6 protein-coding genes and 1 pseudogene are annotated in these 12,665 nt (G+C 72.1%); 3 read left to right on the top strand and 4 right to left on the bottom strand.

Annotated features, from left to right (window positions below; translation table 11 throughout):
• The 4 genes and pseudogenes from ACWD6R_RS22795 to ACWD6R_RS22780 all read right to left on the bottom strand — a co-directional run.
• Positions 1 to 333: pseudogene (locus tag ACWD6R_RS22795) on the bottom strand (hypothetical protein); the annotation flags it as partial.
• Positions 334 to 731: 398 nt separating this feature from the next.
• Positions 732 to 1,838, bottom strand: coding sequence for a peptide chain release factor 2 (gene prfB, locus ACWD6R_RS22790; RefSeq protein WP_451820365.1), 1,107 nt, complete (start codon positions 1,836 to 1,838; stop codon positions 732 to 734).
• 78 nt (positions 1,839 to 1,916) lie between these two features.
• A complete protein-coding gene (locus tag ACWD6R_RS22785; protein WP_451820364.1) occupies positions 1,917 to 3,155 on the bottom strand; it encodes a serine/threonine-protein kinase in 1,239 nt (412 codons plus the stop codon).
• Between the two features lie 156 nt (positions 3,156 to 3,311).
• A complete protein-coding gene (locus ACWD6R_RS22780) occupies positions 3,312 to 4,967 on the bottom strand; it encodes a serine/threonine-protein kinase (protein ID WP_451820363.1) in 1,656 nt (551 codons plus the stop codon).
• A 641-nt stretch (positions 4,968 to 5,608) separates the two neighbouring features.
• Between ACWD6R_RS22780 and ACWD6R_RS22775 the strand changes: the two genes are divergently transcribed.
• The 3 genes from ACWD6R_RS22775 (at position 5,609) to ACWD6R_RS22765 (ending at position 12,504) form a co-directional block, all read left to right on the top strand.
• Positions 5,609 to 9,454, top strand: coding sequence for an FHA domain-containing protein (locus tag ACWD6R_RS22775; RefSeq protein ID WP_451820362.1), 3,846 nt, complete (start codon positions 5,609 to 5,611; stop codon positions 9,452 to 9,454).
• A gap of 292 nt (positions 9,455 to 9,746) precedes the next feature.
• Positions 9,747 to 11,114 carry an ABC transporter substrate-binding protein gene (locus ACWD6R_RS22770; RefSeq protein WP_451820361.1) on the top strand — a complete coding sequence of 456 codons (1,368 nt, stop codon included), beginning with the start codon at positions 9,747 to 9,749 and terminating at the stop codon, positions 11,112 to 11,114.
• Positions 11,115 to 11,118: 4 nt separating this feature from the next.
• Positions 11,119 to 12,504, top strand: coding sequence for a carbohydrate ABC transporter permease (locus ACWD6R_RS22765; protein ID WP_451820360.1), 1,386 nt, complete (start codon positions 11,119 to 11,121; stop codon positions 12,502 to 12,504).
• The last annotated feature ends 161 nt before the right edge of the window (positions 12,505 to 12,665 follow it).

The raw sequence follows: 12,665 nt of genomic DNA, 5'->3' as shown, positions 1-12,665 counted from the left end.
GTCACCCGCACCACCCGGGTCACCCGCACCACCCGGGTCACCCGCACCACCCGGGTCACCCGCACCACCCGGGTCACCCGCACCACCCGGGTCACCCGCACCACCCGGGTCACCACCTTGGTTGGTGGTGCCGCCCTGGTCGACGCCACCAGGTTCCCCGCCGTTACCACCGCCGGCCTCGCCGGCGTTGACGGAGGCCTCACCGGCGTCCACGCCGATCCCGATACCGATACCGACGGCCGACGCCGCACCGGCAGCGGTGAGCGAGGCGCCCGCGGCAATCACCGCACCCGCGGCAATCCGCGCGACGCGTACTCGCGTCTTCTTGGTCATCTGCTGCTACCCCCAGTAGCTGTTCTCGTCAGTGGAGCAGCCATATGCGGGCCCCGGCTCTGCGGGGTTTGCTCCGAACAGCGCCACATGGAACCGTGGTCATGCCGCCCGTCCCCGTTCACACCCGTCCCAGACATACGCATGCTGCCCTAGCACCCTGTCCACAGTTAAGGACTACGTCAAGGCCGTTCCGTGCAATGTGCACCGGTTTGGTGGCAGTTGATCGTCATTCAGAATCACGACTGTGACGCACTCACCACGGCACCTGCGTAACTCGGAACCCCAACTCCCTTTCGGTGGCCGCCTCGTACCCGCCCCCGACGAAAACGGCGGTGCCGGAAACCCGTGGGGGTTCCGGCACCGCCGTAAAAATCACAGCAACAGGCTGCTGGGCCCGGCTACTTCTCCCGCTGCTTGCGCCAGCGGATGCCCGCCTCCAGGAACCCGTCGATCTCGCCGTTGAAGACCGCTTCGGGGTTGCCGATCTCGAACTCCGTGCGCAGGTCCTTGACCATCTGGTACGGGTGCAGGACGTACGAACGCATCTGGTTGCCCCAGGAGTTGCCGCCGTCGCCCTTGAGCGCGTCCATCTTGGCCTGTTCCTCCTGGCGGCGGCGCTCAAGGAGCTTCGCCTGGAGGACGTTCATCGCGGATGCCTTGTTCTGGATCTGCGAGCGCTCGTTCTGGCAGGAGACGACGATGCCGGTCGCCAGGTGGGTCAGGCGCACCGCGGAGTCGGTCGTGTTGACGCCCTGGCCACCGGGACCGGAGGAGCGGTACACGTCGACGCGGAGCTCGGACTCGTCGATCTCGATGTGGTCGGTCTGCTCGACGACCGGCAGCACCTCGACGCCCGCGAAGGACGTCTGGCGGCGGCCCTGGTTGTCGAAGGGCGAGATCCGGACGAGCCGGTGGGTGCCCTGCTCGACGGAGAGCGTGCCGTAGGCGTACGGGACCTGGACGGCGAAGGTGGTCGACTTGATGCCGGCCTCTTCCGCGTACGACGTCTCGTAGACCTCGGTCTTGTACCCGTGCCGCTCGGCCCAGCGGATGTACATGCGCTGGAGCTTCTCGGCGAAGTCGGCGGCGTCGACGCCACCGGCCTCGGCACGGATGTTGACCAGCGCCTCACGGGAGTCGTACTCGCCGGAGAGGAGGGTACGGACCTCCATCTCGTCGAGCGCCTTCTTGACGGACTCCAGCTCCCTCTCGGCCTCGGCGAGGGCGTCAGCGTCGCCCTCGTCCTCGGCGAGCTCGAAGAGAACCTCAAGATCGTCGATACGGCCGCGGAGGGTCTCGGTCTTGCGGACCTCTGCCTGGAGGTGCGAAAGCTTGCTGGTGATCTTCTGCGCCGCCTCCGGGTCGTCCCAGAGGGACGGCGCCGCCGCCTGCTCCTCGAGCGCGGCAATGTCCGCCCTCAGCGCTTCGAGGTCCAGGACGGCCTCGATCGACCCCATGGTCGAGGAGAGGGACTTCAGCTCTTCGGAAATATCGACGACTGCCACGGGTCCAGCGTAACGGCTGTCGGCTCGGACGATCCCCGGGCCGTCCATTCCGCGGGGATCCGTGCGGTCGCGGCGCGGTTACGGAGCCGCCGGCACCGAGTTCTTCGTGTCCTGCGGGGTCGCGTCCGCATCATTGCCGCCGAGGGCCAGCCGGCCGACCACACCCAGGGCCGCGCACAGCACCAGCGCCACCGCGCCCAGCGTGATGCGGCGCTTGCGGATGGCCGCCGACTTGTTCCGCGCCGAGCCCGGACGGGGCTGGCCCGGGGCGCGGGGGGCCCGGGCGGTGCCCCGGGGGCCGCCGGAGAGCTCGTCGGGGCCCGGGACGCGCATGCTGGTGTGGGTGTCCCGGTTGGAGTCCGGGGAGGCGCCGGGGACCAGCGGGACCGCGCCACGACGGCGGGGTTCGTCGGGGGCCGGGGTGTACTGCTGCTCGTCGTAGGGCTGTGGTTCCGGTTCGGCGTCCGGCTCGTCGACGTCCAGGGGCGGGATGCCGGCCAGGTGCGGGAGCTGCTCGCGCAGACGCGCAGCGAGCTCGGAGGCGCGCAGCCGGGAGGCCGGGGCCTTGGCCAGGCACTGCACCAGGAGCTGCCAGAGCTCCTCGGGGATGCCGGGAAGCGGGACCACGGTCTCCGTGACGTGGCGGCGCAGCACCGCGCCGGGGTGGCCGCCGCCGAAGGGCGTGAAGCCCGCGAGGAGCTCGTACAGCACCGTCGCGAGGGCGTAGATGTCGACGGCGGCGCGCGGCGGGAGGCCCTCGACGATCTCGGGGGCCAGATAGTCCGGCGTACCGATGATCTTCGTTGCCTTGGTGCGGCGCGGGGTGTCGATGAGCTTGGCCACGCCGAAGTCGGTGAGCAGCGCGGGGTGCGAGCCGCCGGGGCCGAGCGGTCCCTCCATGTCGAGCAGGATGTTCTCCGGCTTGACGTCGCGGTGGACCACTCCGGCGGCGTGCGCGGCCGCGAGGCCGTCGGCGACGTCCGCGATGATCGCGACCGCTGCCTCGGGAGCGAGGCGGCGCTCGCGGTCGAGGCGGGTGCGCAGATCCGTACCGCGTACCAGGTTCATGACCAGCGCCAGGTCGTTGCCGTCCACGACGAGGTCGTGGACGCCGACGATGTGCGGGTGGTCGAGCCCCAGCAGCGCGGTGCGCTCCTGGACGAAGCGTCCGACCAGCTCCTGATCGGACGCGAGGTCCTCGCGGAGCAGCTTGATGGCGACGGGGCCCTCAGGACCCTCGCCGAGCCACACCGTGCCGGCGCTGCCGCGCCCCAGGATCTGGTGGGCGGTGTACCGGCTGCCGATATTCCGTGCCAAGACTGCTCCCTCAGCGGCTGGCGTTGGACCCCCGGTCGACAAAGTTACGCGGCGATCGGGGTGTTACGTGCCCTGGATGGCGCCAACCTTCACTTCTGCGGACGAAATCGCTCCGCAGAAGTCGACAAAGCTACGAAGTTGGTGATGCGGGCCCTGTCAGCCGCCACTGCTGCTGCCCAGTTTCGAGAGCCAGTCGGTGACGGAGGAGACCGCGTCGCCGATCGCCTGCCAGTAGCTCTGCCCCTGCCCGATCCAGTCCTGCAGCGGCGTCAGTTCCCAGATCAGCCAGCCCGCGACGAAGAGCAACACCACCGTGAAGAGGCAGCCCTTGAGACAGCCGAGACCCGGGATCTTCATCGGGTTGGCACTGCGCTGCCTCGGCTCGTGGGGCCGGCGCGGGGCCGGCTGCTGGGGCGCCGGCTGCTGCGGAGGTGCGTACTGCTGCTGGGGGTGTTGCGGTTGCTGGCGGCGCTGGGGGTACTGCTGAGGCTGCTGCTGCGGGTACTGCTGGCGCTGCTGCTGCGGGTACTGCTGGTGCTGCGGCGACTGCTGGCGGTGCTGCGGAGCCTGCTGCGGCTGCTGTCGCTGCGGCCGACGGCGCAGCGGATCCTGGCTCGGGTCGAGGTACTGAACCTGCGTCTGCTCGTTGCGGTCGCGGGCGGCCTGAAGCTGGGACTGCCACGGGTGCGGGCCGTCGGGCTGCGGCGGGCCGTCGGGGCGCTGCGGTACGGGCGGCATGACCGCGGTCGGGTCGGCGTGCCCGCCCTGGCCCTGTCCGTACCCCTGACCGGGTGAGTGCTGCATGACGCTGGTCGCCGCGTTCGGGTCGTACGCACCCGCATTGCTCGGCAGCACCTGCGTCGGGTCGGCCGCGCCGGGGGTCTCCGGCACGGCTGCGGGCGCCGGGTCGGGCGCGAGCAGGGCGCCCACGCCGTCGGCGGCCGCGATCTGCGCCGAGGTGGCGTGCACACCGATGCCGGCCGCGACGGTACGCAGGCCGCGGGCCAGGTTCTCCGCGCCGGGCCGTCGGTCCGGGTCCTTGCTCAGGCAGCGCTCTATGACCGTCCAGAGCGGCGCCGGGACGGTGGTGGGGCGGCGGGGCTCCTCACTGAGGTGCCGGTGCAGGACCTCGAGAGCCGTGCCGCCGGAGAACGGCGGGCGCCCGGTGACCAGCTCGTACAGCAGGATGCCGGCGCCGTAGATGTCGACGGCGGAGGTCTGCGGGCGGCCCTCGGCGGACTCCGGCGCCACATAGGCGGGCGTGCCGACGAACTCATGGGTCCGGGTCAGGCCCGGGGAATCGGCGAGCCGCGCGATGCCGAAATCGGTCAGCATCGGATGCATCTGGCCGTCGCGCTCGGACAGCAGGACATTCGCCGGCTTCAGGTCGCGGTGGACGACACCGTCGGCGTGGCTGGCGGCGAGCGCGTCCGCGATCTGGGCGGTGAGGAGCGAGGCGGCGACCGGGGTGAGCGGGCCGTTCTCGCGGAGGTACCGGTGCAGGTCGGGACCGTCGACCAGATCCATCACGAGGGCGAGGAGATCGCCCTCGACGACCAGGTCGCGGGTCCGCACGATGTTCTCGTGGGTGAGCCGCAGCAGCACGGACCGCTCGCGCAGGAACCGCATCACCACGTCCGCGTCGTTGGCGAGCTCCTCCTTGAGGACCTTGATTGCCACGGTCTCGCCGGGCTGGCCGGCGACGGCCGCCTCGGAGCCTGCGGTCTCCCGCTGGCGGGCGCGCCAGACGGTGCCCGTCGCGCCGCGTCCCAGCGGCTCTTCGAGCAGGTACTTGCTGCCTACCGGCCGCACGTCATGCGCTCCCTGCTGATCGTGGTGCTTACGGCCTCCCGGAGCCCGCCCCGGGAGTTTCCGGCCCACTCTAATGCCGCTCCGAGGGCTTCGAGCGGGTCACCGGTCGGTCACCTTCCGGTCGTGGACGAGGAGGTCGCGCACATAGGTGGGGCGGCGTCGCGTGTCGATGGGCGGCGCCTGGCGGCGTTGTCGTCGGTCGACGACGCTCCGCGTCGCCTCCCTCCTCCGCCTTGCCCGCCTTGCCCCTCGCCCCGCTCCTTCCTCCACCCCACCTATGTGCGCGACCTCGAAGTGTGAGCCATCGTGTCCGAAAGAAGACGCCCACACCGGACAGATGGTTGCCGCACAAACGTGCGCCTGGCCGGTTTCCGACGGTTGCCCGGCTTCTGTGCGCGGCTCCGGGTACCACCCCAAGCAGGCACTTTTGGGTCCACAGCCGACCTTTCAAGATCACTTCGAGGTGGCCCCCGGGCGTGTTGTCAGTGGCAGGTGCGAGGATGCCTCCAGCACGGAACTGTGGGGTCGGAGCCTCGCGGTACGTGACGACCTGTACCGGACGACGCGTCCGTGCCGGGTGGGGGGAATCACAGGGCGTTTCCCCTGCCGGGCACCCCGCGCAGAAGGGACCGCTGACGGCGATGCAGATCCGGCTGACCGTCCTCGCGCCGCGCAGCGGCCAGACCCCGGCGCGCGCCTGCGACGTGCTCGTCACCGCCCCCGCGGGGACGGCACTCGCCACCGTGGCCTCTAACCTGGCCGCCGCCGCCTCCGGGCCCGACGGCTCGCTCGGCAGCGGAGCGGTGGTGCTGTTCGCCGGCCGCGACCGGCTCGACGCGCAGCGGTGCGCGCTCGGCGAGCCGCCACTGGTCGACGGCGCGGTGCTCTCGCTCCAGGTCCCCGGGGAGGACGAGACGGCGGCCGACGCCGTTCCGGCGCAGTTGCACGTGGTCGCGGGGCCCGATGCGGGCGGCGTCCATCTGCTGCACGGCGGACAGATACTGATCGGCCGGTCCGCCGACGCGGACGTCCCGCTCGACGACCCCGATGTGTCCCGGCTGCACTGCGCGGTGACGGTCTCCGAGGACGGCGCGGTCTCGGTCGCCGACCTGGGCTCAACGAACGGCACCTCGCTGGACGGTACGGAGGTCCGCGACCGCCCGGTCCGGCTGAGGCCGGGCGCGCTGCTGCGGCTCGGCGAATCGACGCTCCGGCTGACGCCGGGCTCGCCCACGCCGTCGCTGGCGACTGCCCCGGACGGCGAGGGGCATCTGCGGGTCGCACGGGCGGCGGGCGGAAACCTCTCGGAGTCACCGGACGGGCACGCCACCGGTCATGCGTACAGCGCGGGCGCCGCACCCGTGGCGTACGCGGGCGGCGCACCGGCCGGGTCCGACGACGGGGGCGTACGGGGCACCGCCCGGCGGGCGTCCGGCCGATTCCCGGACGACGAGACACCCCGGCGCGGCGGGATAGGGGCCTGGGCGCGCCGGCTGGCGGGGAACAAGGGCGAGCCGCTGCACGAGGCGGCGCCCGACGAGGCGGGGGCGGTGAGCCTGCCGGGCCCGCTCGCGTCCGTGCCGTGGCCGCGCTCGTCCTCGGCGGGGACATGGCCCGACCCGGCGGCCGTGCTGCTGACCGCGCTCGGGCCCGGACCCCGGCTGTGGGAGCGCGACGCCGAGCACCCCGAGGCGCTCGTGGTCCGGCTCGGCACCACGGACCGGGCGGAGCTGCCCGCAGTGCCGGTGACCGTGGGACTTCGGGAGGCCGGTTCGCTGGGGCTCGCCGGTCCGCGGGAGCGGCTGGCCGGGCTCGCCCGCTCGACGGTGGCGCAGCTCGCCGCGCTGCACTCCCCGGCCGACCTGGAGATCGTGCTCATCAGCACGGACCGCACCCGCAGCGCCGACGAGCGCAGGCGCGAGTGGGCGTGGCTCGGCTGGCTGCCCCATCTGCGGCCGATGCACGGGCAGGACTGCCGGCTCCTGCTCGCGTACGACCGCGAGCAGGCGACGGCGCGCACGACGGAGCTGGTGCGCCGGCTGGACGACGGGCCGCTCGGAACCTGCTGGGCCAGCGTGGACCGGAGCACGGTCGCCGAGACCGCCCGGCGGTACGAGGGGCCGTTCACCGTGGTGATCGTCGACGGCGACCCCGGATCCGCGGTGCTGCGCGAGACCACGGCACGGCTGGCCGCCGCGGGTGCGGCAGCCGGGATCCATCTGATCTGTCTGGCCGAGACGCCGGCCGCGTCGCCCACCTCGCCTGTCGCGGCGACGTACGAGGCGGCCTGCCATGCGTCGATCGCGTTCCGTGAGTGCGGAGCGGTGGCGATGCTGAGCGGCGACGTGGCGACGGCACTGCGGCTGCTGCGCACGGCGGGCGGACAGGCCGCGGGCCACGGCACGGTGGCCGCGGTGGACGCGGTGTCGGCGGCGTGGGCGGAGCGGTTCGGGCGGGCGCTGGCACCCCTGCGTACGGAGGGCCCGGCGACGGCGCCCGGCCGGCCGCTGGCAGCAGCCCTCCCCCGGTCCGCCCGTCTGCTGGACGAACTGGGCCTGGCCAGAGCCACCCCGGCCTCCCTGATGGCCCGCTGGGCCTCGACCTCCGAGACCCAGCCGGGGGCGACGGTGCGTGGGTCGGGGAGCTGGAGCGGCGGTGCCGACGTGACCGTTTCCGGCAGTGCCGGCGATCCGGAGGCGGCAGCCGTGGACGTCCACGGTTCGGGCCGTACGACATACCCGGGCAGCGCGGGCCCTCGCGTGGGGGCACAGCGCACGGTGCCGGTCCCGGGCCCGGCGGGTGCCGGCGCCCAGGGGTCCGATGAGGACCACGGACCGGGGTCGGGGCGCACCGCATATCCCGGCAGCGAGCCGTCGGGCTCCGGCCGTACGCCGTACCCGGGAAGTGAATCCGCCGGGTCCGGCCGCACGCCGTACCCCGGTTCGGCGAACGACACGCACGCAGGCACGTCACGGCATGCGTTCGGCCGCGACGAGGGCCGTTCAACGGCCGGTTCGGGCCGCACCCCCTACCCGGGGACGGACACCCCCGGCTCAGGCCGCACCCCCTACCCGGGGACGGACAGCCAGGGTTCCGGGCGCACGCCCTACCCGGGGACGGACACCCCCGGCTCAGGCCGCACCCCCTACCCGGGGACGGACACACCCGGCGGCTCAGGACGTACGCCCTACCCGGGCAACGACAGCCGCGGTTCCGGCCGCACCCCGTACCCGGACACCGACTCGTCCGGCTCGGGCCGCACGCCCCACCCCGCCGCGCCCCCACCCCGCCTCGGTGCGCACCGTTACGGCAGCGCGTCCGGCGGCTTCGCCGGCTCCCGTGCCGTTCCCGGGGCGGAGCATGCAACGGCCACCGGCATGCCCACGGCCGCCACCGCCGCACCCGGCGCCGCTACCTCGCCCCCTCCCGCCCCCGTCTCCGCCGTCGCCTTCGCCGGGCGGCCCGTCGTCGTTCTCGGGGCCGGGCCCCGGGGCGCGGTCAGTGTCGATCTGGCCGATGAAGGGCCCCACCTCCTCATCGAGGGCCCGGCCGGCAGTGGACGTACGGAGTTGCTGCGAGCCGTCGCCGCCTCGCTGGCCGCTGCCGCGCGGCCCGACCGGCTCGGCATCCTGCTGGTCGACGGAGCCGGTGGTGAGCGCGGCGAAAGCCTGCACCCCTGCGCGGAACTCCCGCATGCGTTCACCCATTTGGTCGCCTCCGATCCGGTCAGAATGCGCGAGTTCGCCCAGGCGCTGGGTGGCGAGCTGAAGCGGCGGGCCGAGCTGCTCGGACGGCTCGACTTCAACGACTGGCATGCCCGGCACGACGTGGCGCAGCAGACGGTCGGCCGACGCGCCGCCGGCGCCGCCGAGCAGCGCGGTGACCTGGACCCGGCGATGAGCGGCACGCTCCGGCTGCGGCCCGCCGCCGCGCGGTCCGCGGATCCCGGTCCGTCGCCGCTGCCCCGGCTCGTCGTGCTGGTCGACGACTTCGACGCCCTGGTCGCCCCCGCGCTCGGCAGCCCGGGACGGCCCGCCGCCGGTTCGGTCGTACGGGCGCTGGAGTCCGTCGCCAGGGACGGTGGCCGGCTGGGCGTGCATCTGGTCGCGACGTCTGCCCGCGCCGACCGCACGGAGGACACGGAGCTTGCCCGTGGGGCGCGGCTGCGCGCGGTGCTCGACGCACCCGTCGTCACACCCTCACCGGAGGATCCGGCACCCGGCCGCGGTCGGCTGGGGCATCCGGACGGGCGGGTGACGCCGTTCCAGGGCGGCCGGGTCACGGGCCGCATTCCACGCACCGCGACCCTGCGGCCCACCGTCGTCCCGCTGGAGTGGGAGCGGATGGGCGATCCGCCGACCCGGCGCCCGGTCCGGGAACTGGGCAACGGACCGACGGACCTGGCGCTGCTGGCCAGCGCGCTGGAGCGGGCCGCCCGTTCGGTGAACGCCGAGCGAATAGCTCCGCTCGCGCCCTACCACTCCTGAGGGGTCCTCGCCCCGGCCGCCGGTGCGTCCTCGATCTCCCCCGTGGCCTCAAGGGCATGGGAGGGACCCCCTCGACGGGCTTCATCCGCAAGCCCGTCCGACGATCCGAAAAGACTGACTTCACGTCACGAGCCCATCACAATCGATCAGTTGGGGCTGAAAGTGGTATTGCGGCGTCCGTGCGCCGGGCGTAGGACTGGTGCGCACAGGACGACCTGATGGACGAGTGGCACCGCCGACCGACCGGCGGTCCCACCCGTCCGTTCACGCGCACAGGAGAGACGGGGCAGCGATGCGCACAACGCTTCGGATTCGCAGGGCCGCGATGGTGTTCACTGCCGTCGGCGCACTGGCCCTCACCGGCTGCGGCGACGACGGCGGCAGCGGAAAGGGAAAGACGGGCGGAGGGTCCGGCAGTGACGAGCCGAGCTCCTCGGCCGTCGCACTGCCCAAGCTGGACGGCGAGAAGATCTCGGTCGCGGCCGTCTGGACCGGGCCCGAGCAGGCCAACTTCATCAAGGTCCTCAAGGAGTTCGAGAAGCGCACGGGCGCCACTGTCACCTTCGTCCCGGCGCAGGACCCGATCGTCAACTTCCTCGGTACGAAGATCGCGGGCGGCCAGCCGCCGGACGTCGCGATGATCCCGCAGGTGGGTGCGATCAAGCAGGCTGTGGAGAAGAAGTGGGCCAAGCCGGTCGGCGCCGACGCGAAGGCGCAGCTGGCGAAGAACTACGCGAAGGTCTGGCAGGACCTCGGCGCGGTGGACGGCACCCAGTACGGCGTCTACTTCAAGGCCGCCAACAAGTCCCTGATCTGGTACAACGCCAAGGCGTTCGAGAACGCGGGAGCGAGTGAGCCGAAGACCTGGAAGGACTTCATGGCGACGGCCGAGACGGTCTCCGCCTCGGGTGTCACCCCGGTCTCGGTCGGCGGCGCGGACGGCTGGACGCTCACCGACTGGTTCGAGAACGTGTATCTCTCCCAGGCGGGCCCGGAGAAGTACGACCAGCTGGCGCAGCACAAGATCAAGTGGACTGACCCGTCCGTCAAGGACGCGCTGACGACGCTCGCCGAACTCTTCGGCAAGCCGTCCCTGATCGCGGGCGGCGCCGACGGTGCCCTGCAGACGGAATTCCCGGTCTCGGTCACCCAGACCTTCACCGGCGGTGACCAGCCGAAGGGCGCCATGGTCTTCGAGGGCGACTTCGTCGGCGTCAACATCGCGCAGACCAAGGCGAAGATCGGTACGGACGCCAAGGTGTTCCCGTTCCCGGCGGTCGGCGCCGAGTCGCCCGTGGTGACGGGTGGCGACGCGGCAGTGGCGCTGAAGGACAGCAAGGGTGCCCAGGCCCTGCTGACCTGGCTGGCCTCGGCCGATGCCGCGAAGATCTGGGCCGAGCAGGGCGGGTTCATCTCGCCGAACAAGTCCCTGGACACCGCCGCGTATCCGAACGAGGTGCAGCGCACCATGGCGAAGGCGCTGATCGCGGCCGGTGACGCCGTCCGGTTCGACATGTCCGACCAGGCCCCGCAGTCGTTCGGCGGGACGCCCGGGAAGGGCGAGTGGAAGACGCTCCAGGACTTCCTGAAGAACCCGAAGGACATCGCGGGGACCCAGGCGAAACTGGAGTCCGACGCGGCCAAGGCGTACAAGAGCTGACGGGATGACGACAGCGACAGCGGGGGGCGCCGACGCGGTGCCCCCCGCCGACAAGCGTCCCCCCGAGCGCTCCGAGCGCCCTGATCCCACAAGCCCGCGCCGGAGCGTGACCGGCACCCGGAAGATCATCGCGACGATCTTCCTGCTGCCCGCGCTGGTGCTGCTCGGTGCGCTCGTGGTCTATCCGATCGTGTACTCCGTCTACCGGTCGTTCTTCGACCAGGCGGGTACGGGCTTCGCCGGCCTCGACAACTACAAGGCGCTGTTCACGGACGACACCATCCGCACAGCGGTCAAGAACAACGCGATCTGGGTCGTCTTCGCGCCGACGGTCTCCACCGCGCTGGGGCTGATCTTCGCGGTGCTGACCGAGCGGATCCGCTGGGGCACGGCATTCAAGCTGATCGTCTTCATGCCGATGGCGATCTCGATGCTGGCGGCGGGCATCATCTTCCGGCTGGTGTACGACCAGGCGCCGGAGCGGGGGGTCGCCAACGCCGTCTGGGTGGGCGTGCACGACACGTTCGCGGAGTCGGCCGGCTATCCGAAGGCGCATCCGCTGCCGGTCCATCCGCTGAAGGCGGGCGGCGGCGGGTCGTTCGTCACGAAGGCGCCGGTACGGGCCGGTGTACCCGTGCGATTGCCGCTGGTCGGTGTGGCGCCCGCGAAGATGCCGACGGACGCGAAGCCGGCGAAGGCAGCCCCGACGGAGTCCGGGAAGGTCACCGGCACCGCGTGGCTGGACTTCACCAAGGGCGGCGGCGGGAAGCCCAATGTCGTCGACACCAAGGAACTCGGCCTCAAGGGGCTGAAGGTCGAGGCGGTCAAGGACGGCAAGGTGGTCGGCTCGGCGACGGCGGCCGCGGACGGTACGTTCACCCTGCCCGCCTCCGCCGAAGGCGCCCTGCTCAGGCTTCCCGCATCGAACTTCAGGGAGCCGTACAACGGGGTCGACTGGCTCGGCCCGTCCCTGGTGACGCCCGGGATCATCGGGAGTTACGTCTGGATGTGGGCGGGCTTCGCCATGGTGCTGATCGCGGCGGGCCTTGCGGGTCTGCCGCGTGAACTCCTCGAAGCGGCCCGGGTGGACGGGGCGAACGAGTGGCAGGTGTTCCGCCGGATCACCGTGCCGATGCTCGCGCCCGTCCTGGCGGTGGTGCTGGTCACCCTGATGATCAATGTGCTGAAGATCTTCGATCTGGTCTTCATCATCGCGCCGGGCTCCTCCCTGGACGACGCGAACGTCCTGGCGCTGCAGCTGTACCGGTCCTCGTTCGGCACGGACGCGGATCTCGGGATCGGCAGCGCCATCGCCGTACTCCTGCTGCTGCTGGTGATCCCAGTGATGATCTTCAACGTTCGCCGGATTCGGAAGGAAGGGCGCCGATGACGGCTCCGTCGACCACGGCCGCCTCCGGCCGGGGGTCCGGGGGTTGCCCCCCGGGAAAGCACAGCAACGTTCGCCGGATTCGGAAGGAAGGGCGCCGATGACGGCTCCGTCGACCACGGCCGCCTCCGGCCGGGGGTCCGGGGGTTGCCCCCCGGGAAAGC

The sequence above is a fragment of the Streptomyces sp. NPDC005151 genome (assembly GCF_053599875.1).
Note: the sequence above shows the minus strand (reverse complement) of the source record. Positions and strands in the feature narration are given on the sequence as shown.

What these genes read in the sequence shown, in the direction of transcription:
- ACWD6R_RS22775 (WP_451820362.1), top strand. Translation starts at nt 5,609, where the DNA reads ATGCAGATCCGGCTGACCGTCCTCGCGCCGCGCAGCGGCCAGACCCCG.
- ACWD6R_RS22770 (WP_451820361.1), top strand. Translation starts at nt 9,747, where the DNA reads ATGCGCACAACGCTTCGGATTCGCAGGGCCGCGATGGTGTTCACTGCC.
- ACWD6R_RS22765 (WP_451820360.1), top strand. Translation starts at nt 11,119, where the DNA reads ATGACGACAGCGACAGCGGGGGGCGCCGACGCGGTGCCCCCCGCCGAC.